Below are 25,909 nucleotides of genomic sequence, written 5' to 3'. Positions count from 1 at the left end.
GGATGCCGAATCCCGCCCGCCTAGACTGGGCGCAGAGGAGGCGCCGTGAGACTAGCGATGACCTTGATGGTGCGCGACGAGGCCGACATCGTCGGTGCGATGATCGATCACCACCTGGCCCAGGGCGTCGACACGCTGATCGTCACCGACAACGGCTCGGCCGACGGCACCACCGAGCTGCTGGAGCAGTACGCCGCCGACGGCCGGATCGTGCTCCACCACGACCCGGAGCACCGCAAGCAGCAGGCGGTCACCGTGACCAGGATGGCGCGCGAGGCGGCGATCGAGCACGGCGCCGACTGGGTCATCAACGCCGACGCCGACGAGTTCTGGCTCCCGCGCGCCGACGGCCTCCCCCTCAAGGAGGCGTTCTCGGGTATCCCGAAGAGCGTCCAGGCCTTCGACGTACCGGTGCACGACATGATCGGACCGGCCGCGCTGGCCGGCACCGGCCTGCAGCGCCTCGCCTACCGCGATCTGCGCTCGATCGAGGCGCTGCACCGTGTCGGCCTGAAGGCGCACGCCACGCATGACGCCGCGCACATCGGCGACCCCACCATCGAGGTCGTGCAGGGCAACCACTTCGTGAGCCTTCCGAACAACGGCCCGGTCCCCGAGGGCTTCGAGGTCGAGGTGCTGCACTTCCCATGGCGGTCCTGGGAGCAGTACAGCCGCAAGGTGCGCAACGCGGGCAGCGCGTACGAGAACTCGGACCTGACGCCGAGCCCGAACCACCACGGGATGCGCGACTACCGGCGCCTGCTCGCCGGCGTCCTCTATCCCCTGTACCTCTGCCGCCACCCGGACGAGGAGGAGCTGGCCGCGGGCGTCGCGACCGGCGAGTACATGCTCGACACGCGCATCGCCGACCGCGTCCCCTCCCCCGTGCCCGACCGTCCGGTCGACGGCGTGACCGAGCCGGTGGACCGCGCGATCGGACTCGCCCTCGCCGACCTGGACGCCCGGCTCGCCCAGGAGCGAGACGACCGCTCCCGCGCCGAGGCGGAGCTGCACGCGGCGCGCGAGGAGAACCGTGCGCTGCACGACCAGCTCGGCGCGCTCCGCAGCCGCCGGATCGTGCGGCTGACCGACCGCGCGGCGCGCCTCCTCCCGCGCCGCCGCTGAGAGTCCGCACAGACCGCCGCTCTCACACCGTCTTCCGGAACTGGGGTGGTAACCTTCCGAGCGGCTTTCGTGCTCGGCGCTTACCCGTACGCGGGCGAGAGGCCTCCCCGCGGTGTCGCCTCCCTTCGGTCAAGCCCGGACCGTACGAGGGTGGCCCGCCAGATGACGTGAGAAGGAGCACCATGCCGACCACCGATCCGAGCGCGGGCACGGACGCGACCACGACGACGGCCCCGCGGCGGCGCATCCTCGTCGTGACCCCGGACACGCTGGGCGAGCTCATGGCCGGCCCCGCCATCCGCGCGTGGGAGATCGCCAAGGCGCTCAGCGCCGTCGGGGATGTGCGCCTCATCTCGACCAACCGGGTCTCCGACATCTCGGACGACCGGTTCCACGTGGCCTACGCCGACGACGAGGGTCTGCACGCCCACGTGGACTGGGCCGACGTGCTCGTCTTCCAGGGCCACATCCTGCGCAGCCACCCGTGGATCAAGGCGACCGACACCATGATCGTCGCCGACATCTACGACCCGATGCACCTGGAGCAGCTGGAGCAGGGCAAGGACCTCTTGTCCGAGGAGCGCATCGCGGTCGCGATCGACACCGTCGAGGTGCTGAACGACCAGCTCGAGCGCGCCGACTTCCTCGTCTGCGCGTCCGAGAAGCAGCGGGACTTCTGGCTCGGCCAGCTCGCCGGTCTCGCGCGCATCAACCCGGCGACCTACGACCGCGACCCGAGCCTGCGCTCGCTGCTGGACATCGCGCCGTTCGGTGTGCAGAACGAGCCGCCCGTGCAGAAGCGCCACGGCATCAAGGGGACGGTCCCGGGCATCGGGCCGGACGACAAGGTGATCGTCTGGGGCGGCGGGATCTACAACTGGTTCGACCCGCTCACGCTCATCGAGGCGGTCGCCGTCGCGCGCCGCGCGCACCCCGACCTCCGGCTGTTCTTCCTCGGCGCCGCGCACCCCAACCCGAACATCCCCACGATGAAGATGGCCGTGCAGGCCCGCGAGCGCGCCGACGCCCTCGGACTCACCGGCGAGGCCGTGTTCTTCAACGAGTCCTGGGTGCCGTACGCCGACCGCGCCGACTTCCTGCTCGACGCCGACCTGGGCGTCAGCACGCACTACGAGCACCTGGAGACCGCGTTCAGCTTCCGGACGCGCATCCTCGACTACCTGTGGGCGTCGCTCCCGATCATCAGCACCGATGGGGACACGTTCGCCCCGATCATCCGCGACAACGACCTCGGGCGCGTCGTACCGCCGGAGGACGTGGAGGCGCTGGCCGCCGCCATCGAGGAGCTGCTGTACGACGGCGAGGCGCGCGAACGCATCGGGGCGAACATCGCCGCGTACGCCCAGGAGCACACCTGGGAGCACACCCTGCGCCCTCTCGTCGCCTACTGCGCCGACCCGACGCCCGCGCCGGACCGCGTCGCGGGCATCGTCTCCGAGCGCACGCGCGTCACGAACGACCTGCACAAGCGCATCCGCGGGCTCGAGAGCAGTTCGTCCTGGCGCCTCACCCGACCGCTCCGGGCGGCCTCGGAGTGGGTCTCCGCCAAGCGCCGCAAGCTATAATCCATCGAATGCCCGAAGAGATTGACGACTGAATGACTGCACTGGATCGATATCGTGCGCTCTCCCAAGAGCGGATGGTGACGGTCAGCGGCGACGACAAATCCAGCGGCTCCTGGGCCGCCGTGCGGGACATCCTCCGGCACCGCGAACTCCTTTCGCTCCTCGTCCGCCGCGACCTCAAGTCGCGCTACAAGGACAGCGTCCTCGGTTTCGTGTGGACGCTGGTCCGCCCACTGACCCAGCTGCTGATCTACGCGATCGTCATCGGCAAGATCCTGGGCGCGGAGCACGGCATCGCGGACTTCGCGATCTACGTCTTCACGGGCCTCACCGCGTACGGGCTGTTCAGCGAGATCATCGGCGGCACGACCGCGTCGATCGTCGGCAACGCCGGACTGATCAAGAAGATCTACCTGCCGCGCGAGATCTTCCCGCTCGCCAGCGTGGGATCCGCCGGGTTCAACTTCCTCATCCAGTTCGCCATCCTCCTGGTCGCGACGATCGCCATCGGCAAGCCTCCGCTCCACGCGGAGACCTGGTACCTCATCCCGTCGGTGCTGCTGCTCCTGCTGTACGGAACGGCCTTCGGCCTGCTGCTGGCGGCGGTGAACGTGTACCTGCGCGACGTCCAGTACCTGGTGGAGGTCGTGCTGCTGCTCCTGCTCTGGGCCTCCCCCATCGTGTACTCCTGGGAGATGGTCGCCAAGGCCCTGGGCCCCGGCATCCTGCTCGACATCTACACCGACAATCCGGTGACGCTCGCCGTGCTCGGATTCCAGAAGGCTATGTGGGTGGGCGGCCAGGGAACGGCCGTTTACCCCGACTTCCTGCTGCTGCGCATGGGCATCGCGTTCGTGGTCGGCCTCGTCCTCCTGTTCGGCTTCCAGCGCGTCTTCGCGCGCCTGCAGGGCAACTTCGCGCAGGTGGTGTGACATGACGACAGACACGACAGCAGTCGCCCGCGACGAGGCCGAGGGCGAGACCCCCGAGATCGTCCGGGTCGCCGACGTCTCCAAGCGGTTCGTGATCCGCAAGGACAACTCGCTCAAGGAGCGCCTGGTCGCCTTCGGCCGAGGCCGCGAGCACCGCGAGGAGTTCTGGGCGCTCCGAGACGTCTCCCTCAGCATCCAGGCCGGTCACACGGTCGCGCTGATCGGGCACAACGGCTCCGGCAAGAGCACCCTGCTCAAGGTCATCGGCGGGATCATCGACCCGACCAGCGGCAGCGTCGCACGCCGCGGGCGCATCGCCGCCCTGCTCGAGCTCGGCGCCGGCTTCCACCCCGACCTCACCGGACGCGAGAACGTCTACCTCAACGCCTCCATCCTCGGCCTCAGCCGGGAGGAGACCGAGGAGCGCTTCGACGAGATCCTGAGCTTCTCGGGCATCGGCGACTTCATCGACACGCAGGTGAAGTTCTACTCGTCCGGCATGTACGTGCGCCTGGCCTTCGCGGTCGCCGTGCACACCGACCCCGACCTCCTCCTGGTGGACGAGGTGCTGGCGGTCGGCGACGAGGCGTTCCAGCGCAAGTGCCTCGACAAGATCCGGTCGTTCCAGCAGGAGGGCCGCACGATCATCCTGGTGACCCACAACCTCAGCCAGGTCACCGAGCTCGCGGACCGCGCCATCCTGCTCAACAAGGGCGAGGTCGTCTACGACGGCGAGCCGGGCGGGGCGGTCACCGAGTTCCGCAACATCCTCGAGGGACGCCGGGTGCTCGAGGCCGAGGCTGAAGCCGCGGTGCACGCGTCCAAGCACGGCGAGCCGGTGCTGGAGCACGGCCGGGTCATCGAGGCCCGCGCGTGGGCCGACGGGCGCGAGCCGGGCGAGCCGGTCCAGCCGGGCGACGATCTGCGCATCGAGGTCACCGTCGAGCACGAGGAGGGCATCGACGACTGGATGGCCGCTATCCAGATCGACAACACCCTCGGCCAGCCCGTCTACGGCACCACGACCGCGCGCATCGGCGCCGACGTGTCCCGGCTGAAGGAGCGCCGCACGGTCGCCTTCGTGCTGCGGGACGCCCGCTTCGGCGCGGGCAAGTACTTCGTGAACGCGTCGCTGATGGACCGCGCCGGCCGCCACCTCTCGGACATGCCGCAGGCCTGCTCGTTCGACGTGCCGTACTACCCGCTCGCGGTCGGGATGGTCCACGCCGTCCCCGAGGTCGTCGAGCCGACGGCGTGACCGGCGGCCCGACCGGCGACGCCGCGAGCGCCGCCCCGCGCGTGCTCGCGGTGACGGTCACGTACAACTCCGCCGACACCATCGGGCCCTTCCTGTCGTCCCTGGCGACGGCCGGCCGCATCGACGAGGTCGTCGTGGCCGACAACGCCTCCGCCGAGGCGGCCGAAGTCGGCGCGGCGGTCACGGCCGCCGGGTACCGCTTCGTCGAGCTCCCGGAGAACGAGGGGTACGGCGGCGGGGTGCGCGGCGCGGTCGACGCGGCGCTGGTCGAGCCGGACTACGTGCTCGTGGCCAACCCCGACGTGATCTTCTCCCCCGGCGCCGTGGATGCACTCGTCGCCGCCGGGCAGCAGCTCCCGTCTGCCGGGTCGCTCGGACCCAAGATCCTGGACGCCGACGGCACCGTCTATCCCTCCGCGCGCCGCCTCCCGTCGCTCCGCACCGGCGTGGCGCACGCCCTGTTCGGACGCCTCTGGCCCTCGAACCCGTGGACGGTCCGCTACCGCGCCGAGCGGGAGACCGAGACGCGTCGCGACGCCGGCTGGCTGTCGGGCGCGTGCCTCCTCATCCGCGGCGAGGCGTACCGCGAGCTCGGCGGGTTCGACCCCGGCTACTTCATGTACTTCGAGGACGTCGACCTCGGCGACCGGCTCGGCAAGGCCGGCTGGCGCAACGTGTACGTCCCGGAGGCCGTCGTGACCCACACGGGCGCGCACTCCACCTCGCGGGAGCGGAAGCGCATGGAGAAGGCGCACCACGACAGCGCCTACCGCTACCTCTCGCGCAAGTACTCCCCCTGGTACTTCGCGCCGCTGCGGCTCGCGGTGCGACTGGGCCTCTGGGGCCGGTTGTGGTGGGTGTCGCGGTGAGTGCCGCCTCCTTCGCCCGTCGCGCCGTCTCCGCGGTGCGCTGGCGAGCGGCGATGCGCCTCTACCGCGCGGGCCGCTTCCGGATGCGCGAACTGCTGCGCTCGGGCGACCCGGACGGGGTGGCGGTCATCATGTGCCTGTGGAACCGGCGCGAGCGCATCGACGCGGTGCTCACGCAGCTGGATGCTCAGCAGGGCACCCGCGTGCGCCTCCTGCTGTGGAACAACAAGCCGTCCGACGACACCTACTACCGCGAGCGGATCGCCGCGTACCGCCCGCACGGCGCGCTCGCCTCCGTCTCCCTGTTCTCTAGCCCGGTCAACGTCGGCGGTCTCGGCCGCTTCTTCGCCGCCCGGCAGCTGTGGGTCGCGGGCGAGCGCGGGACCTTCGTCATGCTCGACGACGACCAGGACGTCAGCGACACATTCCTCACGGACCTGCTCGACGCATCCGGCCCGAAGACCATCGCCGGGTACTGGGCATGGACCATGGAGGGCGAGTACTGGGCACGCACCCCCGCGGAGCCCGGCGACCGCGTCAGTTACGTCGGCACCGGTGGCTGCGCCTGCGACCTCGACATCGTCTCCGACCTGTCCTTCTTCACCGAGCTGCCGCGCTACTTCACGTTCCTCGAGGACATCTGGATGTGCGGCTACGCCCGCAAGCGCGGCTGGGTGCTGCGCAAGGTCGACACCCCGGTGGAGTTCGTCCTCGACGAGACGAACCAGCACCACACGCTCGCGGAGCGCAAGGCGGAGTTCTACCGCTACCTGCACCTCGACGACAGCCGCTGAGCCGTGCCGTGAGCCCCGTCGGGCGTCAGCGCGTCAGCAGGGCCGGAACGCCGCCGTGTCGGCCGAGAGCGCCGTCGTGCCGCCGATGAACACCACCTTGGTGGTCTTCATCGTGACCAGGTCGTTCCCGATCGACCGCGGGACGCAGTAGGACCGGGCGACGAACAGCGGCGCCTTCTGCGCCCCGGCCACAGCCGAGCCGGCCAGCGCGTCCGGGAAGTCGACGCCCGACGCCACGTACGCGGTCGACGCGGTCGGGAATTTCTGCGAGTTGACCAGGTGGCTGGTGTCGAAGCGGTCGTAGCCGCCGATCCGCGTCACGGTCGCGCCCGAGGCGCGCATGGAGGCGTCCAGCGCCGTCGAGACGACCGTCGTGCCGCCGACGATGGTCGCGGAGGTGAGCTTCGCCGAGGACGCGTAGGCGCTGGTCCCGGCGTCGGTCGAACCGAATCCGGTCACCAGGACGACGGGCTGACCGCCGGCCCCCGCAGCGGACGCCGCCGACAGCGCGTCGGGGAAGTTCAGACCCGAGGCGAAGTAGGCGCCCTTCACACCCGGGAAGGCGTACTGCGCGAGCAGGCGCGACGTCTCGAACCGGTCAGAGCCGGCGATGCGCTGGACGTTCGGCTGCAGAGCGGCGAGCTTGGCCACCGCTGCGGCGGACACCGCGTTCACGCCGCCTACGACGACGATCTTGGCGGGCGCCAGGCGCTTGACCTCGGCCAGCACGCTGGCGGTGACGTCGGCGCCGGTCGAGAGCAGCAGCGGACCCTTCTGCGCGGCAGCCGCAGGCCCGGCGGAGAGCGCATCCGCGAAGTTCATGCCGGAGGCGATGTACACCACGGGGACGCCCGAGGCGGGGTAGGCGGCCTTCGAGACGGCCACCGACGTGTCGAATCGGTCGGAGCCCGAGATCCTGCTGCTGGCCGGGCTCCCGCCGATGGTGCTGGAGTAGAGCACCGTGCGGCAGCCGAGGTCGCTGTTGCCTGCCGGGTTGCCGGGCGCCGCGATCGCGACGAGGCACGCCGAGTACTGCCCGTCCGTGGTGCGCGGGACGCTGGCGGAGAACCCGTGCGCCGGTCCCGCCATCGGGTACACCGCCCCGACGTCCGGTCGGTTGAGGTTCGCCACGACCGTCTGCGTGCTGGTGCCGGATGGGGTGTTCCAGGTGATCTGAACGTTGAGCGGCACGGTGCTCAGCGACGGGTCGAATGTCCATCCGGAGACCGAGAAGGTGGTCGCGCCGAGCGTGCCGGCCTCGAAGTTCCCGGTGGGCTGCGCGCCGGACGTCGGCGAACCGAACCAGTCGGCGTACAGCCGCCAGAAGTTGCGGTTGCCGTAGGCCGAGCATCCGTCGCCGGTGCCGTAGAGGTTGGCGAGCGCCGCGGCGTTCGGCTGGTACGGCGTGTAGTAGTAGAGGGCCGCGGTCGCCTGGTTGCGCACGACGACGTTGGACGAGCCGCAGGCGGCGTTCGGGCTGTAGCGGATGGCGCTGGCCTGGCCGATCGGGATCCAGCTGAAGTAGGGCGACGTCCCCGGCGGGTTGCTGTAGCGCTTGAACTGCCAGGCGGCCTTGTAGACCTGGTTGTAGAAGCCGAGCGTCGTCGTGTCGCAGCCGCCGGTGTCCGGGCACGCGAAGCCCGTCGCCTTCTGGTACTGGCCGGTCGTCGGCGAGGTGTCGGTGACGAGGCTCTGCTCCTTCTGGAGCAGGACGAGGATGACCTTCTGGCTGATGCCGCAGGCGGCGCCGACCTTGGCGATGATCGTCGCGGCCGTCTCGTTCGCGACACCGCTGTAGGCGGCGCACATCGCATCCGCCGCCCGCGAGTACGTCGACTCGCGGTAGTCCTTCAGGCAGGTGTAGCCCGCGTCGCACGCCGGGACCTGCACGTTGAGCCACGCCTGGATGTTGCCGGCGTCGACCGCGCTCCCGTTGTAGAAGTTGGAGTCGCTGATGATGTAGCCGGGCTGGAAGTCCGCCGCGTTCGCCGCCTCGGCCCGCTGGGGCGTCGTGGCGAGGGCGCCGACGAGCACGACCGCCATCACCGAGAGCACGGCGGCGAGCATGCGGAAGGGGTGGCGAGTCGGCGTCACGCGGGCCAGCCTAGCCCGGGGCTGCGCAAGACCCCGGGCGCGACGCACGGAGAGTGCGCTACTCGCTCAGCAGACGCATGAGATAGCTGCCGTAGCCGCTCTTCACGAGCGGAGCGGCCAGCGCCTCGAGCTGCGCGTCGTCGATCCAGCCGGCGCGCCAGGCGATCTCCTCGATGCAGCCCACCTTGAAGCCCTGCCGGTCCTCGATGACGCGCACGTACTCCGACGCCTGCATCATCGACTCGAACGTCCCGGTGTCGAGCCACGCGGTGCCGCGGTCCAGAACCTGGACCTGCAGGTTGCCGGCCTCCAGGTAGCGCTCGTTGACGGTCGAGATCTCCAGCTCGCCGCGCGCGCTGGGCTCGATGGTCTTCGCGATCTCGACCACGCTGTTGTCGTAGAAGTAGAGGCCGGGGACGGCGTACTTCGACTTCGGCTTCGCCGGCTTCTCCTCGATGGAGAGCGCCTTGAAGTCGTCGTCGAACTCGACAACGCCGTACGCGGTCGGGTTGCTGACCTGGTAGGCGAAGATCAGCGCGCCATCGATGCTGCTGTGGTTGCGCAGCGACGAGCCCAGGCCGGTGCCGTGGAAGATGTTGTCGCCGAGGACGAGCGCGACCGACTCGTCGCCGATGAACTCCTCGCCGATGATGAAGGCCTGTGCGAGGCCGTCGGGCGACTCCTGCACGGCGTACTCGAGGCGGATGCCGAGGTGCGAGCCGTCGCCGAGGAGTGCGCGGAACTGCTCGTTGTACTCGGGCGTCGTGATGATCAGGATCTCGTCGATGCCCGCCATCATCAGCGTCGACAGCGGGTAGTAGACCATCGGCTTGTCGTAGATGGGCATGAGCTGCTTCGAGATGCCCTTGGTGATCGGCCACAGCCGGGTGCCGGATCCGCCGGCGAGGATGATGCCGCGCATCGTCAGTTGCCTCCCTTGTCGGTGGACGCGTCGAGCGACGCGTAATACGCGCGGGCCGCGTCCCAGGTGGGGAGCAGGCCGGCCGCGGCGGCCTCGGCGAGGGACGGCGCGTCGGTGTCCTTCGGCGACAGCAGCGGCTCGCCCGCCTCGTCCGGGAAGCGCAGCGCGATGTCCGGGTCGAGCGGGTTGATGCCGTGCTCGCGTCCCGGGTTGTAGACGTCGGTGACGAGGTAGCTCACGGTGGCGTCGTCGGTCAGCGCGACGAAGCAGTGGCCCAGCCCCTCGGCGATGTAGATGGCGCGGCGGTCGGTGTCGTCGAGCAGCACCGAGTCCCACTGGCCGTACGTCGGCGAGCCGACCCGGATGTCGATGACGTAGTCGAGCACGGCGCCGCGGGTCGCGGTCACGTACTTGGCCTGGCTCGGCGGGATGTCGGCGAAGTGGATGCCGCGCACCGAGCCGCGCTTCGACACGGAGGTGTTCGCCTGCCGCAGGTCGAGGCGGTGGCCGACGGCCTCCTCCAACCGGTCGAAGCGGTACCACTCCAGGAACACGCCACGGTCGTCGGCGTGCTGCTTGGGGGTGATCTCGTACGCGTCGGGGATCGTCAATTCGCGGATCTGCACTCCGAGAGTCTACTGGCAGACCGCCAGAGCCCCCACCTGAGGCCCGAGCGCATTGACACCGCCGAGCAGCCCGATCGCCTTCGAGCGCAGCGCCTGCTCGGCCGCCCCCGGGTACACGCAGCCCACCGGTGTGACGAGCAGAGGACCTCCCGCCTTGCCTGCCCACGCGGCGCCGGCCAGCGCGTCCGGGAAGGAGGTCCCGGAGGCGAAGTAGGACGTCGTGGTCGCTCCGGGGAAGGCGTTCGCGTTCACCGCGATGCTGGTCGCGAAGCGGTCGGAGCCCTGGAGCCGGGTGATGGCGATCCCGTTCTTGGCAAGGCTCGCCTGGAACCCGCTGGAGATCACCGTGGTGCCGCCGACGATGGTCACGTTGGTGATGCCTAGCGATCGGAGTCCCTGCAGGGTGCCCGCGTCGACTGTGCCGAGTGCGCCGTTCACCAGGATGACCGGCTGCCGCTTCGCGCCGGCGGCCCCGCCGGCGGACAGGGCGTCGGCGAACCCGAGTCCGGACGCGACGTAGGCGGAACTCGCCGACGTCCCGAACGCTCGCTGCGCGATCACGACCGAGGTGTTGAATCGGTCGTAGCCGCCGAGCCGGGTGATCGCCGGCTGGACCTTCGCCAGCTGGCCGATCACCGCGTCGGTGATGACGTTGACGCCGCCGGCGACGTAGATGTGCTTCGGCTTGAGACGCTGCAGCTCGGTCATGATCACCTGCGGGACGGCGGTGGTCTGCACCAGAAGGAGCGGGCCGCCACTCGCAGCGGCGGCCGGCGCGGCGGCGAGCGCGTCGGGGAAGTTGAGGCCGTTGGCGATGTAGACGGCGGGCACGCCTGCGCCGGGGCTGGGGTAGGCCGCCCGCGAGATGGCGGCCGCCGTCTCGAAGCGGTCACCACCGGCGATGCGGTTCATGGAGGGCACCGAGCCCGCCGTCGAGGATCCGTACCAGGCGTTGAACAGCATCCAGAAGTTGCGGATGCCGTAGGCCGAGCAGTCGTCGCCCTCTCCGGGGTAGCTCGCGAGGGACGCGGCGTTCGGGGTGTACGGCGTGTAGATGTACAGCGCGCGGGTCGCCTTGTTCTGGACGGCCACCTGCTTGGTGCCGCAGCTCGCGTCGAGGTTGTAGCCGATCGGGCTGACCTTCCCGACCGGGAACCGCTTTGCGAAGTACGGATCGGCCCCGTACTGCTTGAACTGCCAGGCCGCGCCGTAGACCTGGTTGAAGAAACCGGTAGAGGTCGGCGTGTTGTCGCACTGCGGATCGGCGCCGACGTCGGGGCAATTCCAGCCCGTCGCGTGGTCGTACATCCACTGGGTGGGCGCCGACGTCGAGACGAGACCCTGCTCCTTCTGCACCAGGGCGACGAGCACGGCGGGGTTGATGCCGCAGGCGGCGCCGACGCCGGCGAAGATCTGCGCGGCGGTCTTCCCGCTGCCTCCCGTGTAGGCGGAGGTGCACGCGGCACCCGCCGCCTTGCTCGGCGTCGTGAACGTCGCGCTCTTGAGGCACACCGGGTTGCTCCCGGCCGGGCAGCTCGCGCCCTTTGTGTTCAACAGCGACTGGACGGTCGAAGCCGACCACGCCGTGCCGTTGAAGAAGACGGCGTCGCTCACGAGGTCGCCGTCGACGAACTTGGACGGATCCGCATCGGAGGCGGCGAGCGACGAGACGGTGCCGGCGAGTCCCTCCGCCACGAAGCGGTTCTGCTGCTCGGCGGTCGGCGGAGCGCCCGGCGCGACCTCGCCCGCCACCGCCGGCGACGCCGACAGCACCCCCGCGACGACCGCGAACGACAAGACAGCAGTGACCATCGCGCGCACTCTCGCGCGGTTCCCCCCAGAGACCATGATCCGCAGCCTAGCGGCAAATCGTTGTCGGAGATCAAGAGCTTTCACGCCCCATTGGTAGACTCGCCCGGTAATCCACGACTCCGTGAGGCAGGTCATCCATCCCCATGAAGATTCTCGTCACCGGCGGCGCCGGTTTCATCGGCTCCAACTTCGTCCGGCGCACCCTGCAGGACGCGTACCCGGGCCTCGAGGGCGCCGAGGTCGTCGTCCTCGACGCGCTGACGTACTCGGGCAACCTCGCCAACCTGGCGCCCGTGGCCGATTCGCCGCGCTACACCTTCGTGAAGGGCGACATCCGCGACGGCGGCCTGCTCGACGAGCTGTTCCCGACCGTGGACGCGGTGGTGCACTTCGCCGCCGAGTCGCACGTCGACCGCTCGGTGCGCGACGCCTCGATCTTCGTCGAGACCAACGTGCTCGGCACGCAGCAGCTGCTCGACGCTGCGCTGCGCAACAACCTGAAGCGCTTCGTCCACGTCTCCACCGATGAGGTCTACGGCTCCATCGCGGAGGGCTCGTGGGCCGAGGACCGCCCGCTCGAGCCGAACTCGCCCTACTCGGCCTCCAAGGCCGGCAGCGACCTGCTCGCGCGCAGCTACTTCCGTACCCACGGCCTCAACCTCTCGATCACGCGCTGCTCGAACAACTACGGGCCGTACCACTTCCCCGAGAAGGTCATCCCGCTGTTCGTCACGAACCTCATCGACGACAAGCACGTGCCGCTGTACGGCGAGGGCAACAACATCCGCGACTGGCTGCACGTCGACGACCACACCCGCGGCATCGCGATGGTGCTCGTGAACGGCCGCGCCGGCGAGATCTACAACATCGGCGGCGGCACCGAGCTCACCAACAAGGAGCTCACCCAGCTGCTCCTCGACGCGACCGGCAAGGACTGGTCGTACGTCGACCGCGTCGCCGACCGCCTCGGCCACGACCTGCGCTACTCGGTGGACATCTCCAAGATCCAGTCGGAGCTCGGCTACGAGCCGCTGGTGCCGTTCCAGCAGGGCCTCGCCGACGTCGTGCAGTGGTACCGCGACAACCGCGCCTGGTGGGAGCCGCTGAAGGCCCGCGCGGCGCTCGACAACTGATGACGCGCTACCTCATCGCCGGGGCGGCCGGGATGCTCGGCCAGGACCTCCAGAAGGCGCTGGCCGGCCGCGACGTGACGGCTCTGTCCCGCGCCGAGCTGGATGTGACCGACCGGGAGGCCGTACTCGCCGCGGTCGCCGGGCACGACGTCGTGATCAACGCCTCCGCTTATACGAAGGTGGACGACGCCGAGACCCACGAGGACGACGCCTACGCCATCAACGCGCTCGGCACCGAGAACCTGGCCATCGCCGCCGCACGGAACGGCGCACGCTTCGTCACGGTCTCGACCGACTACGTGTTCGACGGCGAAGCGACCGAGCCGTATGCCGAGGACACGCCGCGCGACCCCCTGAACGCCTACGGACGCACCAAGGCCGCGGGCGAAGAGCTCGCGCTGGCCGCGCATCCCGACGGCGCCTATGTCGTGCGCACGGCGTGGCTGTACGGCGCCGGCGGCCCGAACTTCGCGAAGACCATGGTGAAGCTCGCGGGCAGCCACGAGACCGTCAGCGTGGTCGACGACCAGGCCGGGCAGCCGACGTGGACCGGCGACCTCGCCGCCCAGATCGTCGCGCTGGTCGACAGCGACGCGCCGGCCGGGGTCTACCACGGGACGAATTCCGGCGAGACGACCTGGTACGGCTTCGCGCGCGCGGTCTTCGCCGCCGCAGGCCTGGATCCGGAGCGCGTGAAGCCGACGGACAGCACCACCTTCGTCCGCCCGGCTCCCCGTCCGTCCTACTCCGTGCTCGGCCACGACGCGTGGTCGCGCGCCGGGCTGCAGCCCATGCGCGCGTGGCAGGACGCCCTCGACGCCGCGACCGCCGACGGCCTCTTCGACTGACCTCGGCGTTCCGTGGGGGCACGAACCCCGCTCTGGGGATTTGCGGGTGATTTCGCGGCCGTCTAGGTTTGCTGCGACACCATCCGCGCGGGGATCGAAGTGCCCGATTCGCCCTCGCCTGTGACGAGGGATGCCCTTTCGTGAACCGAGCACTTGTCCTCGCCGTGGCGGCTGCCTTCGGCCTGTCGCTGCTGGCCCCGGCGCCCGCGTCCGCACAGACGTCGGCGCCTGCGCACGCCGTCGCCGTCGCGACGCCCACCGCGGCGGCCGCGACCCCGCAGGACACGGGCGGCCCGGACACGGATGCCACGCCGCCCGCACTCCCCCGGCTGCACACGCGATCCGCGGAGGCGTTCCGCTCGGCCGCCGACAAGCTCCAGCCCGGAGTCGCCCAGGCGGTCCGCCGCGACCTCCACATCGACCCGGCGCAGTACCTTGCGCAGGCAGCAGCGGCTCAGGATGCGGGGGCGCTCGTCGGCGCACTGAGAGACCGGACCGGCGCGACCGTCAGCGCGCGCCTCGACGGCACGGCCGTCACCGTCTACGCCTCGGATGCGCAGGCCGCCTCCCTCGCCCGTGAGGCGGGAGCGACCGCGGTCGTCGGCGCCGCGCCGCACCAGCCCGTGCCCCAGGTCGCGCTCCGGCCCCTGTCGGGCGAGGTGTACGGCGGGCAGCCCTACCTGATCAAGAACCCCTCCGGGGCCTGGCGCTGCTCCGCCGGCTTCCCCGGCTACAGCGTCGCGAGCGGCGCGCCGCAGCTGCTCTCGGCCGGTCACTGCGTCGAGCCCGGCTCCACGACCTCCGAGCTCACCATGACCGAGCCGCAGAAGTACACCGGTTCGGATGGGTCGGTCGGCGCCCCGCTCGGGTCGTGGGTGAGCGGCGCCAACCAGTTCGGCGGCGACGCCGACTCCTCGCTGATCGCGCTGACCGCCGGTCACACTCCACAGTCCTCGGCGCTCAGCTGGGGCGCCAACGGCACTGGCGCTCCGCTCGGCAGCGCTCCCATGACCGTCACCAGCGTCGGCGCCGCCGTCGCCGGGGCGCCGCTGTGCAAGAGCGGCTCGACGACCGGATGGACCTGCGGCACGATCGAGCAGACGGACGTGTCCGTCTCGGTCGAGGACGAGTACGGCACACACGTCGTGAACTCCATCATCGCGACCACGTGCGCCGACCACGGCGACAGCGGGGGCGCGGCGATGACCGGCGGCATGGCGGTCGGCATCGTCTCGGCGGGCCCCGACCTGTCGTGCAGTGACCCGAACTACTTCACCGCGTTCTACCCGCTCGTCTCGTCGACCGGCGGATCCAGCGTCATGTCGCGGTACGCCGGGTCGTGGGAGCCGGCCGTGTCGGTCACAGCGACGGTCGCCGTCACCTCGCTGCCGGCGGGCAACCATGTGACGCAGGGCGGCACGATCTCGGGGACGGCTTCCGGTCCCCTCCCCTCCGGTACCACCGTGCGGCTGCAGCTGGCGTCGGAGAGCAAAGCGCGCGTGGCGACCGTCGTCAACGGGGCCTGGTCCGTGTCCCTTGTCGGCGCACCCAGCGGTGCCACCAGCTTCACCGTCCGCGCGGCGTACGGCACGCGCTCGGTCGGCCCGGCCGTCGGCGGACCGCTCACGATCGACGCGATCCAGACCCAGCGCATCGCGGGTGCGGACCGCTTCGACACCAGCGTGAAGATCGCGCAGCAGGCGTACCCGACGACGGCGAAGACCGTGTACGTGGCCACCGGACTCAACTACCCGGATGCCCTGAGCGCCGGACCGGCGGCGGCGAAGGAGGGCGGCCCCCTACTGCTCGTCGCCTACACGCTCTCGGATGCGGTGCGGAACGAGATCCTGTCGCTGCACCCGGAGAAGATCCGCATCGTCGGAGGCGTCAACGCCGTTCCACCCGCCATCGAATCCGCCCTCGACGACGTCGCGAAGCAGGTGGGCGCCACCGTCACGCGCATCGCCGGTTCGGACCGCTTCGAGACGTCCCGCCGGCTCGCCACGACGGCGTTCGGCGCCTCCATCCCGACCGCCTTCGTCGCCACCGCGATGAACTTCCCGGACGCCCTCGCGGCGGGTGCCGCCGCGGGTGCGTCCGGCGCGCCCGTCCTGCTCGTCAACGGGGGTGCGCCGTCCATCGACCCGTTCACCACCGCCTACCTTCTCTTGAAGGGCACGACGACGGTGAAAGTCGTCGGCGGGGATAACGTGGTGAGTCCCGGTGTCCTCAGCGGCCTCGGCCTGAACGGCGTGACGGTCACCCGCCTGTCGGGCAGCGACCGGTTCGAGACGGCCGAGCAGGTGGGACGCGCGTCGTTCCCGACGTTCACCACCGCCTACCTCGCCAGCGGGCTCGGCTTCCCCGACGCCCTGGCGGGGTCGGCCCTCGCCGCGGTCAAGGGTGCCCCGCTGTTCACCACGAACGGCGGCTGCGTGCCGCGGTCGGTCCTCTCCGACCTCGCCGCCCAGAAGGCGCAGCGGGTCTTCCTGCTCGGCGGCACCGCTGTGCTGGGGTCCTCGCTGAACACGCTCACCTCCTGCTGATTCGGTCCGGCGTGCGCTTCCAGCGACTTCCGGGCCGGAGCATGGTTTCATAGGATCCGACATCCGGACGGAGACAGGAGCGGTATGACCACCCTCAGAGTGATCGTCGACGACCTCGTCGTCGACGCACCCCAAGGGGCACGCCGCTACACCGAAGAGCTCACGCGTCAGCTCATCCTCACCGCTCCCCGCAACTGCGACGTGGAGGCGATCGTCTCGGCCGTCCCGGACCAGCAGCTGGACGAGGTGCGCACGCGCCTCCCCGGTGTCGCGACGGTGACCCGACTCCCCCTCGCGCGGCGGGAGCTCGCGCTCGCGTGGCAGTCCGGTCTCGCCGTCGGCGGCCCTCCCGGCATCCTGCACGCGCCCACCCTGCTCGCTCCCCTGCGGCGCCACAGTCAGCTGGACGCGCCCGAACAGGTCGCCGTCACCATCCACGACACGCTCGCCTGGACCCATCCCGACGCCCTCGGCACCCCGACCACGCTGTGGACCAAGGCGATGGCGAAGCGCGCCCGCAAGCACGCGGATGCGATCGTCGTCCCCACCCACGCGGTCGCCGACCGCCTGGCCGACGTGCTCGACTTCGGCGACCGCATCCGGGTGATCGGCGGCGCCCCGGCCACCACGCTGCGCGTCCCGGCAGACGCCGACGAGCGCGCCGAGCGCCTGGGTCTCCCGGAGCGCTACGCCTTCACCCTGGGCTCCGTCGAGCCGCGCAAGGGCCTGGCCCCCCTCATCCGCGCCATGGCACGGCCGGAGGTGCAGGACCTCCCGCTGCTGATCGCCGGACCGGACCGTGTCGGCGAGCGCTCGGCCACCGGCGTGGCTGCCGCTGCCGGCCTGCCCGAGGACCGCGTCCGTGCCCTCGGCCGGTTGGAGGATGCGGACCTCGCCGTCGCGCTCGACCGCGCGACGCTGTTCGTGTTCCCGAGCCTGGCGGAGGGTTTCGGCCTGCCGATCGTGGAGGCGTTCAAGTTCGGCCTCCCCGTCATCCACTCGGACGACCCCGCCCTGGTAGAGGTCGCGGCCGGGTCCAGCCTCGTGGTGGAACGCCCGGCGAGCACGGAGGACGACGCGGCCTACACGGAGCGCCTGGCCGAGGCCATCGGACGGGTGCTGACCGATGACGAGCTCAGTTCTCGACTGCGCGTACTCGCCGCCGATCGTGCCCGAGCGTTCAGCTGGCGCGACTCGGCGGAGCGCGTCTGGCAGCTTCACGCGGACCTCTGACCTCGCCCGGATCGCATCGCTGATCTCCGCATCCGTGCGGCCGGGCTGCCGTCATCACCGGTGGTTTCGTAGGGGCTGCACACGCATCGGCGCCAGCCCCGGCACGCTGCACGTCAACGCGAGCACTCCGGCCCCGGCAGCGTCGCGGCGCTTTCGTCAGACCGCAGCGTCCTTCGGGCGCCGGCTGTACGCCAACGCGAGCACTTGGGCCCGGCCAGCGTCGCAGCGCGGTCGTCAGACAGCAGCGTCCTTCGGACGTGCTCGACGTCGGCCCCGACCCGCACGGCGTCCGCGTTTATTCTTCGGTGCGCCGCTCGCCGGCTCGGCTGCCGTGCAGTCGGCCTCGGTGAGCTGGTGCTTCACGTCCGCCGTCGCCGTCTGGCCGGGCGGGAGCGGTGCGAGCGCTGCAGCCCAGTCGCTCGCCAAGGAATCGAGCCCCGGCAGACCCCGCGCGATGTCCACCCCGTGCATCGTCGTCTCACCGGTGTTCGTGACGGTGAAGACGAAGCCCCCGACAAGCAGCTGCTCGGCGCCCCCGCGTCCCGTCGCCCGATCGCCCGTCCATGCCGTCACCTGCTGCCCCGGTTGCAGCGTCCCGGGCGAATGCGGCCACCGGTAGGTCAGCGGCGCGAGCCCGGTGCTGCGGGCCGCTGTTCCGGACGGAGGCGATGCTCCCATGCGCGTCGCGGTGAAGGTGTAGGAGATCTGCTCGCCCACCCGACCGCGTCCGCCACCGGATCCAGGGCGTCCACGAAGCCGTCCGCCCCACCAGGTGTAGAGGCCGATGAGCACGAGCGCACCGAGGAAGGCGACCGCCCACCAGGGGAACGAGAGGGTCGCCGCGGTCTTGTTCGCCGTGTCGAGGTCACGGGCCGGTGTGGGCGTGATGCGCTTGCCTGTGACGAGAATGCGGTGGGTGTTGATGCCGAGCGGCGTGCAGGTGACGAGCGTCACAAGATCGCGGCCGGCCTCCTGCCGGAGGCTGCTGCTGTCCGACGGCTCGACGACTTTGGTGTCGGTGACCTGATAGGTGAGCACCTTGCCGAAGGTGGTGATGATGAAGCGGTCGCCGACCCCGACTTTGTCGAGATCGGTGAACATGGTGGAGTCGGCGAGCCCGCGGTGGGCAGTGATGACGGAGTGGGTGTCCTTCCCACCGACAGGGAGCGACGTTCCCTGCAGATGGCCGGCGCCGCGAAGGAGGGAGGCCTCACTGGTCCCGTGGTACACCGGCAGGTCGATGCCGACCTTCGGCACCTGGATGCGCGACATCGCATCGGTCGGTGTCCGCAGCATCCTCCAGTAGTCGAGCTTGTCGTCGGAACTCGTCCCCGCACCGGTGGGGACGTTGGTGTTGGCTTCGATCAAGGCACCGGCCGAGAGCGCGTCGTTGTACGCCTTCGCCTGCTCGAGCTGTTCGGTGGCGCTCGGGTCGGCGTCCCTGATCGAGTCGCTGTATGTGCTGATGACGAGTGACTGGTTGTAGTCGTTGAACCAGCTGGCGGCCGGCGAGTACGTCAGCGTCCCCGAACCGATGACGCCGAGGATCGCCGTCAGGATCAGCACGAAGCTGGGACGCCACCGGCGACCGGTGCGCGCTGCGCGTTTCGTGCTTCGGGGCATGGGCGGTTCTATCTCGTCTGATGGGGTGCAGGGGGCGGCCTGCGTGTGGTCGGGCCGCCCCCTCACTGCCGGGGACGCGGGTTAGGCGCTGTCTCGGCGGCTGTTGCGGAACCGGACGAGCAGGACGCCGCCCAGGGCGACCACGAGCAGCGCGATGCCGCCGATGGTCAGCGCCAGCTGGGCACTCGAACCGGTGAACGGCAGCTCGGGCGCACCCTGCTGGACGTTCTCGATCGTGACAAGCGGAGCCGGGCCGTTCACGCCGGTCTTGACCATCACCGGCGTCAACGCGGCGGCGCCGGACGGGAGGACGTATCCGGCAGGAGCCTTGACCTCTTCGAGGACGTAGCAGCGCTGCTGCAGGTCGTGACCGGGGACGGTCGTGTTCGAGACGGTGCCGTCGGCGGCGACCGTCTTCTGGGTGTCACCGATCCACAGGCCCGAGTACTCGACGTCACCATTGGCGTCGGCCGTGATCTCGAGCGGGTTGCCCGTGGCCGGGTCGTTGACGAGGGTCAGACCGGTGAGGTCGTTCCGGCACTGGCCGGCGACGTCGGTCATGCTCATGTGGATTCGGAAGACGGCGCCGGCGAGACCCTGCGCCGTGTTGGCCGCGCTGACCTTCTGGGCGAGGAGGTCACCCCACCGCGTGGAGAACTCGTCGGTCGGCGAGCCATCCGGACCATTCGGCTTGCCCGGAGTCATTTCGAAGTCGTTCAGGTTCACGTACGCCGTGTTCTTGATATCGCCGTCGGTACCCGTTGCGGTGTCGAGCTTGGTGACCGTCGCCTGGAACTCGTAGACCACATTCTCGCCCGCCTTGAGCTTCGCGAGGCCCGCGGCCGTGAAGGTCACGGTCAGCTTCTGGCCCGCCCACGTCGCGGTGTAATCGGGGCCCTCCACCAGCGTGGCGCTGGCCTTGACCTTCACCGGCACGCTGACGGACGGCGCGAGCCGGTCGTCCAGGTCGTCCGTCATGATGAGCTTGTCGTAGGTCTCGCCCGTCGCGAGCGCCGGGACCAGCTGCGTCACCTGGTAGGTCACGGTCGACCCGAGGACCGCGCCGTTCGTCGCCTGATCGACGACGTTCTTCTGCGGACCGGACGCGATCGTGTTCTTCGGGTACACGTTCACGTCGTACTGCCACTCGCCGTCCGCGACCTTGTGGTTCTTCGGGGTCGGTAGGGTGACGATGAACGGTGCCGCCAGGGCGACGACGTTGGACGGTGCCGAGACCTCGCGGACGAAGTACGCGCCCAAGGGGAGACTCCCTGACGAGGCACTACCGTCGGCGGCTGTGGCCGGGAGCGCCGTGCAGTTCGTCAGCGTGTGGGAGCCGAGGGTGGTCACGCCCTGCCTGGCGGACGCCGTCTTCTCGGCCGGCGTGATGTTGTTGATCGCATCCCAACCGGCGTTGTCGCCGCCGAGGAGGTCGATCCCCGCGATCGCGCAGTACTCGAAGACCACGCCCGCGATGGGGGCGGTGTTCGGCCCGGTGCCGCCGCCGTCGGGCCGCTGATCGCCGTTACCCGGGTTGGCGTACTTGTGGACGATGATCGTACCCTGCCGGCTGGTGTCTATCTGGGCGGCCGTGGCGGCCGCGCCGCCCACAAGAGCCCCGAGCACACCCAGCGAGAGCGCCGTTCCCGCCGCGAGCGCCGCGCGCCCCCGGAGCCGTGTGTTTTCCCTCATTGCAGTCCTTCTCTTCCTTTCCTTCTCGCCGCAGGACCCGGCGATAGCTTGCGCATCCGCTCGCTCAGCTGCTCGCGGAGCGAGCCGGGACGGCAGGATGACGGGTCCCCAGGCGAGCGGGATCTGCATCGCGTTCGACACGCCGATCAGGCGCGGTGTGAGTCGAGAACATCGAAGGTCGTCCCAGGGTCGGAGGATCCGAAGACGCTGAAATGCGTCCTCACCCTTGGAGACGAGGAGTTCCCGCCCTACTGATGCAGTGCGGCGCTCAATGAAGGCAATTGCGAGGCGGAAGCACTACGGGCGCGACGACGACGCCGACTCGGCGTCCGCGCGCGAAGCCGTGGAAGAGGCCTCCTCGCGCCCGAACCACGTGGCGTAGCGCTTCGACGCCCACGCGCCGACGGCCTTCGACCAGCCGTGGCTGCGCTTCTCGATCAGCCAGGTGAAGCCCACCGCGATCACGACGGCCACCGGGATCCCGAAGAGGAACGGGCCGACGTACCAGGCCGCGTCGGCGAACAGGTAGGTGCTGAAGATGATGATCGGGACGTGCACCAGGTACAGGCTGAAGGAGATGGTGCCCGAGAACTGCACCGGACGCGTCTCGAGCACCGCGCGCAACGGCTTCCACCCCAGGGCGACGACGACCAGACCGGCCGCGGCGAGCGGCACCATGCCCTTGAGGGCGGGCTCGAGCTCCGGCATCTCGCCGACGTTCGGGCCGATCAGCCACGGGGCGATCAGCAGCAGGAGGCTGCCGATGGTCATCGCCGCCCAGAGCAGGTGGCGGTACCAGTGCGTGTTGATGCGCTCCGCGACGTTGCGCACCGCGTCGAGGCGGACGGCGATCACAGCGCCGACGAAGAACGCCGGCAGGTACTGCAGCTCGCCCGAGCCGGCGTGCACGCCGAGGTAGGTGAGGGCGCACGCCGCGGCCAGGCCGCCGATCCACCACTTGCGCACGGCGAGAGCGAGCACCGCGAAGATCGGCAGCGCGAGCGAGAACACGAGCTCCCAGCGCAGCGACCACAGCGGGTTGTTGATCTGACCGTCGCCGCCGAGGAGGTCCCAGCCCTTGACGATGTACTCCCAGCCGAAGTTCGGCGTGGAGGAGCTGCTGAGCCAGGTTCCGTCGGGCTGCGTCGACTTCTGCGGGATCGCCATCACCCAGACGGCGGCGAGGAGGACGGACGCCATCACGGGCACGAGCAGGCGCACCGCGCGGCGGGGGAAGTAGGCGACCCAGTCGAAGCCGCGCTTGCGGATGACCGGGAGGGTGACCACCAGGCCGGAGAGGACGAAGAACACGATGACCGACTCCACGCCGGCGGTGAACAGCTTCAGCGGCGTGTAGCTGATCCACCACATCGGAGAGCCCGCTGGCGCGTTCCCGCCGCCCGGCGCTCCCGGGAAGTCGGGGTTCGTGTACATGGCGTGGTGCAGCAGGACGACCAGAGCGGCGATGCCGCGCAGGCCGTCGAGTGCGGCCAGCCGTCCGCCCGTCGCCTGTCCTGTCTTCTCTCCCACACTTCCACCAATACCCGTCATAGGCGGTCGAAAATACGGGGTTGCGCTGGACAGGTCCTGTGACCTATTAAGGGGTCACCTGGACGCGATCCGGCGTCCTACTTCCCGGCAGGCTTCGCTGTCGCAGGGTGCAGCGCCTGCTGGACGAGCTGATGGATCTGCGTGTAGTCCGGCTCGGTCGGGTCGATCGTGGGCGGCACCAGCTCCAGCTGAGAGATGGGCAGCTTGCGCGTCTTCATGCCGAGATCGACGAAGTACCCGAGCATCGACTGCGGGATGTCGGTCTTCATCACCTGCGACCCCGCCTTGGCGATGTCCTGGAACTTCGACACCACGTTCACCGGGTTGACCTGCTTGAGGATCGCGTCCTGCAGCTGCCGCTGGCGCGCCATGCGGTCGTAGTCGCTCGTCCCGTGCCGCGCCCGGGCGTACCACTGCGCGTGATAGCCATCGAGGTGACGCTGACCCGGCTCGATCCACTCGACGACGCCGTTGAGGTTCTCGTCGCCGCCGATCGGGATGCGCTGGCTCACGGTGATGTCGACGCCGCCGAGCGCGTCGACCAGGTCCGCGAAGCCCTGCATGTCGATGAGCACGTAGTACTGGATCTTCAACCCGGTCGCGCCTTCGAGCGCGTCCCGCATCGCCTCGATGCCCGGCTCGCTCTTGTTCTTGGCGGCGTTCGGGTACAGCTGCGGCTTGTACAGCTCCACCTCGGTGTAGATGGAGTTGAGCTGGCAGACGTCGACGTCGCAACGGTCCTCGTAGCCGTAGCCGTCGGGGTACAGCTCGTGGAGCGGCGAGTTCTTGGAGAACGGAACCGGGTCGAGGTCGCGCGGCAGGCCGATGGTGACCGCCTGGCCGGTGTTCGCGTCGATGCTGACGATGGACATGCTGTCCGGACGCAGTCCGTCGCGGTCGGGGCCGGCGTCGCCGCCGAGCAACATGACGTTGTAGCGGCCGTCGACGGGAGGCTGCGATGGCCCCGCCGAGAAGATGTCGCCGAGGGCGCCGCGCGCCGAGCCCGCGACGACCGAGGCGTACCCGGCCGTGCCGGTCACGCCGACGAGGACGAGGATGGCGAAGGCGGCGATCCACCCGCGCGAGTTCTTCGCGGTGCGCACCAGGCGCACCAGTCGCAGGGTGTCGAGCGTGAGCACGACCCACAGCACGGCGTACAGGATGAGGGCGATCTGCAGCACGGTGAGGCTCGCGGACTGCGTGAACAGCATGTAGACCGTGGACGGCGCCGCCAGATACAGCACGAGCAGGACGATCGCCAGCAGCCAGAGCGCGAGCGTGGACAGCACGCCGATCCGCCCGAGCCGCCGGTTGCCGGCGACGAGCTGCGCCGACCCGGGCAGCAGGACGTTCATCAGCACCAGCCACCAGCCGCGGCGGGTCATGGTGTGCGGCGAGGACGCGTCCGGATGGCGCAGCGGGGTCGCGATCGTGGTCATGCGGTCCTGCTCACAGCTGCGCCTGGAGCGCCCGGTTCTTCTCTTCGACGCTGGCCTCGAGGTCGGCGGCGAACCGCGCGAGGGCTTCCGCGAGCGCGTCGTCGGACGTCGCCAGGATCTTGACGGCGAGCAGCCCGGCGTTCCGCGCGCCGCCGATGGAGACGGTCGCGACGGGCACACCCGCCGGCATCTGCACGATGGACAGCAGCGAGTCGAGCCCGTCGAGGCGCGCGAGCGGCACCGGCACGCCGATGACGGGGAGCGTGGTGACGGCGGCGAGCATGCCGGGCAGGTGCGCCGCTCCCCCGGCTCCGGCGATGATCGCCTTCACACCGCGCCCGGCAGCCTCCTTGCCGAACGCGATCATCTTCTCGGGGGTGCGGTGGGCCGAGACGACCTCCACCTCGTGAGCGACGCCGAACTCGGTGAGCACGCGCGAGGCCTCCTGCATGACGGACCAGTCGGAGTCGGATCCCATCACGACGGAGATGAGCGGTGAAGCGGAGGACGGCATGGCAGACACTTTAAAGGCGTGTCCGCATCCCCGCCGGTTGCCACGCGGGGCGGGCGCCTACCCCTCGAAGAACGCCGCGGCGGCGCGGGCGCGGTACACGACGTCGTCGAGGTCGTCTCCGCCCACGGTGACGTGACCCACCTTCCGTCCGGGGCGCGGGGCCTTGCCGTAGCCGTGGAACTTGGCCTCGGGATGCGCGGCGAGCGCCGCCGGGTAGCGGTCCTGCAGGGTCCCCTCGGCCGGGCCGCCCAGGATGTTGACCATCACCGACCAGTCCGCGCGCGGCTCCGTGGAGCCGAGCGGCAGGTCGAGCACCGCCCGCAGGTGCTGCTCGAACTGGCTGGTGACGGCGCCTTCGATGGACCAGTGGCCGCTGTTGTGCGGGCGCATCGCGAGCTCGTTGACCAGGACGCGGCCGTCGGTCGTCTCGAACAGCTCCACGGCGAGCACGCCGGTCACGCCCAGCCCCTCCGCCACGCGGTGCGCGATGTCGGCGGCGACCTCCGCCACGCGACCCGCCGATCCCGGCGCGGGCGCCAGCACCTCGGCGCACACGCCGTCCCGCTGCACTGTCTCGACGACCGGCCACGCGGCGATCTCTCCGGAGGGACGCCGTGCGACGAGCTGCGCGAGCTCGCGGCGGAAGGGCACCAGCTCCTCCACCAGCAGCGCCCCGCCGCGGCCGTCCTCCGCGAGGGCCGCGAACCAGTCGTCGGCGCCGATCGCCTCGGACACGACGCGGACGCCCTTGCCGTCGTACCCGCCGCGGGCGGTCTTCACGACCGCGCGGCCGCCGTGGTCCGCGAGGAACGCACCCAGCTCGTCCGCCGACTCGACGGCCGCCCAGTCCGGGACCGGGAGGCCGAGTTCGCTCAGCTTGGCGCGCATCTGCAGCTTGTCCTGCGCGTAGAGGAGCGCGTCCGGCCCGGGATGCACGGGGACGCCCCGCGCGACCAGCTCGTTCAGGATCGGCTGCGGAACGTGCTCGTGGTCGAACGTGATCACGTCGACGGTGTCGGCGAAGGCCAGCACGGTGTCCAGGTCGCGGTAGTCGCCCACGCCGGTGGCGGCGATGTCGGCGCTCATCCCCTCGGCTTCTTCGAGAACGCGGATCTCGATGCCCAGCTCGATCGCGGGAGGGATCATCATCCGGGCCAGCTGGCCCCCGCCGATCACTCCGACGATCTGACTAGCCATGGGCCGCCGCCTCTCTGATACTTTTCATGTCGGTTAGGGTGATTCACAGGAACGCGAAACCTGGTCCGCGTACCGTGAAGAACGCACTGACCATCATCCCGCATCTCAGGCAGGG

Annotated in this window: 20 protein-coding genes; 10 read left to right on the top strand and 10 right to left on the bottom strand. The window is 70.2% G+C overall.

The features are described from left to right. The first annotated feature begins 45 nt into the window (after window positions 1-45). The 6 genes from AB0P25_RS12290 to AB0P25_RS12265 all read left to right on the top strand — a co-directional run bounded on the left by AB0P25_RS12290 (window position 46) and on the right by AB0P25_RS12265 (window position 6,564). On the top strand, window positions 46-1,125 hold the full coding sequence (locus tag AB0P25_RS12290) for a glycosyltransferase family 2 protein (protein WP_363807662.1): 1,080 nt from the start codon (window positions 46-48) through the stop codon (window positions 1,123-1,125). A gap of 182 nt (window positions 1,126-1,307) precedes the next feature. Continuing rightward, on the top strand, window positions 1,308-2,711 hold the full coding sequence (locus AB0P25_RS12285; RefSeq protein WP_363807660.1) for a glycosyltransferase family 4 protein: 1,404 nt from the start codon (window positions 1,308-1,310) through the stop codon (window positions 2,709-2,711). 74 nt (window positions 2,712-2,785) lie between these two features. Next, the gene (locus tag AB0P25_RS12280) at window positions 2,786-3,643 is read left to right on the top strand and encodes an ABC transporter permease (RefSeq protein ID WP_363807658.1); all 858 of its coding nucleotides are present in this window, start codon (window positions 2,786-2,788) and stop codon (window positions 3,641-3,643) included. A 1-nt stretch (window position 3,644) separates the two neighbouring features. Further along, window positions 3,645-4,901: an ABC transporter ATP-binding protein gene (locus AB0P25_RS12275; protein WP_363807656.1), complete on the top strand. Its 1,257-nt coding sequence runs from the start codon at window positions 3,645-3,647 to the stop codon at window positions 4,899-4,901. Then, a complete protein-coding gene (locus tag AB0P25_RS12270) occupies window positions 4,898-5,770 on the top strand; it encodes a glycosyltransferase family 2 protein (protein WP_363807654.1) in 873 nt (290 codons plus the stop codon). Before AB0P25_RS12275 ends, AB0P25_RS12270 begins: the two co-directional genes overlap by 4 nt. Beyond that, entirely contained in the window at window positions 5,767-6,564 is a 798-nt protein-coding gene (locus tag AB0P25_RS12265) for a hypothetical protein (protein ID WP_363807651.1), read from the top strand. The genes AB0P25_RS12270 and AB0P25_RS12265 overlap by 4 nt, the downstream gene beginning before the upstream one ends. Before the next feature lie 33 nt (window positions 6,565-6,597). Here AB0P25_RS12265 and AB0P25_RS12260 read toward each other — a convergent pair whose 3' ends face one another. From AB0P25_RS12260 to AB0P25_RS12245, 4 genes are read right to left on the bottom strand one after another with little or no spacing between them, the layout of a single operon-like run. Continuing rightward, a complete protein-coding gene (locus tag AB0P25_RS12260; RefSeq protein WP_363807649.1) occupies window positions 6,598-8,658 on the bottom strand; it encodes a cell wall-binding repeat-containing protein in 2,061 nt (686 codons plus the stop codon). A 58-nt stretch (window positions 8,659-8,716) separates the two neighbouring features. Continuing rightward, entirely contained in the window at window positions 8,717-9,580 is an 864-nt protein-coding gene (gene rfbA / locus AB0P25_RS12255) for a glucose-1-phosphate thymidylyltransferase RfbA (protein ID WP_363807646.1), read from the bottom strand. Window positions 9,581-9,582: 2 nt separating this feature from the next. Then, window positions 9,583-10,206: a dTDP-4-dehydrorhamnose 3,5-epimerase gene (gene rfbC, locus AB0P25_RS12250; RefSeq protein WP_363807644.1), complete on the bottom strand. Its 624-nt coding sequence runs from the start codon at window positions 10,204-10,206 to the stop codon at window positions 9,583-9,585. Between the two features lie 9 nt (window positions 10,207-10,215). Beyond that, on the bottom strand, window positions 10,216-12,018 hold the full coding sequence (locus tag AB0P25_RS12245; RefSeq protein ID WP_363807642.1) for a cell wall-binding repeat-containing protein: 1,803 nt from the start codon (window positions 12,016-12,018) through the stop codon (window positions 10,216-10,218). A 143-nt stretch (window positions 12,019-12,161) separates the two neighbouring features. On the opposite strand from AB0P25_RS12245, the gene rfbB reads away from it, so the two are divergent. The 4 genes from rfbB (at window position 12,162) to AB0P25_RS12225 (ending at window position 17,778) form a co-directional block, all read left to right on the top strand. Further along, window positions 12,162-13,151, top strand: coding sequence for a dTDP-glucose 4,6-dehydratase (gene rfbB, locus AB0P25_RS12240; RefSeq protein WP_018190037.1), 990 nt, complete (start codon window positions 12,162-12,164; stop codon window positions 13,149-13,151). After that, window positions 13,151-13,999, top strand: coding sequence for a dTDP-4-dehydrorhamnose reductase (gene rfbD / locus AB0P25_RS12235; protein ID WP_363807639.1), 849 nt, complete (start codon window positions 13,151-13,153; stop codon window positions 13,997-13,999). The genes rfbB and rfbD overlap by 1 nt, the downstream gene beginning before the upstream one ends. A 140-nt stretch (window positions 14,000-14,139) precedes the next feature. Next, complete coding sequence (locus AB0P25_RS12230) at window positions 14,140-16,545, top strand: cell wall-binding repeat-containing protein (RefSeq protein ID WP_363807637.1); 2,406 nt, start codon at window positions 14,140-14,142, stop codon at window positions 16,543-16,545. An 84-nt stretch (window positions 16,546-16,629) separates the two neighbouring features. Then, a complete protein-coding gene (locus AB0P25_RS12225; protein WP_363807635.1) occupies window positions 16,630-17,778 on the top strand; it encodes a glycosyltransferase family 1 protein in 1,149 nt (382 codons plus the stop codon). Window positions 17,779-18,012: 234 nt separating this feature from the next. On the opposite strand, the gene AB0P25_RS12220 is transcribed toward AB0P25_RS12225, so the two are convergent. From AB0P25_RS12220 to AB0P25_RS12195, 6 genes are all read right to left on the bottom strand, one after another. Further along, window positions 18,013-19,401, bottom strand: a complete 1,389-nt coding sequence (locus AB0P25_RS12220) for a class C sortase (protein WP_363807633.1) — start codon at window positions 19,399-19,401, stop codon at window positions 18,013-18,015. A gap of 81 nt (window positions 19,402-19,482) precedes the next feature. Then, the gene (locus AB0P25_RS12215; protein WP_363807632.1) at window positions 19,483-21,093 is read right to left on the bottom strand and encodes a SpaH/EbpB family LPXTG-anchored major pilin; all 1,611 of its coding nucleotides are present in this window, start codon (window positions 21,091-21,093) and stop codon (window positions 19,483-19,485) included. A gap of 297 nt (window positions 21,094-21,390) precedes the next feature. Continuing rightward, complete coding sequence (locus AB0P25_RS12210; protein ID WP_363807630.1) at window positions 21,391-22,623, bottom strand: acyltransferase; 1,233 nt, start codon at window positions 22,621-22,623, stop codon at window positions 21,391-21,393. 98 nt (window positions 22,624-22,721) lie between these two features. Beyond that, window positions 22,722-24,083, bottom strand: a complete 1,362-nt coding sequence (locus tag AB0P25_RS12205) for an LCP family protein (protein WP_363807628.1) — start codon at window positions 24,081-24,083, stop codon at window positions 22,722-22,724. A 10-nt stretch (window positions 24,084-24,093) separates the two neighbouring features. Next, window positions 24,094-24,597 (bottom strand): 5-(carboxyamino)imidazole ribonucleotide mutase, encoded by a 504-nt coding sequence (purE, locus tag AB0P25_RS12200; RefSeq protein WP_363807626.1) that lies wholly within the window; start codon window positions 24,595-24,597, stop codon window positions 24,094-24,096. 57 nt (window positions 24,598-24,654) lie between these two features. Further along, on the bottom strand, window positions 24,655-25,794 hold the full coding sequence (locus tag AB0P25_RS12195) for a 5-(carboxyamino)imidazole ribonucleotide synthase (protein WP_363807625.1): 1,140 nt from the start codon (window positions 25,792-25,794) through the stop codon (window positions 24,655-24,657). Window positions 25,795-25,909 lie beyond the last annotated feature (115 nt).

Origin of the sequence: Leifsonia sp. NPDC077715 (assembly GCF_040686855.1) — a bacterium.
Classification (GTDB): domain Bacteria; phylum Actinomycetota; class Actinomycetes; order Actinomycetales; family Microbacteriaceae; genus Leifsonia.
The sequence above is the reverse complement of the archived record's forward strand: the minus strand, read 5'-3'. Positions and strand labels throughout refer to the sequence as shown.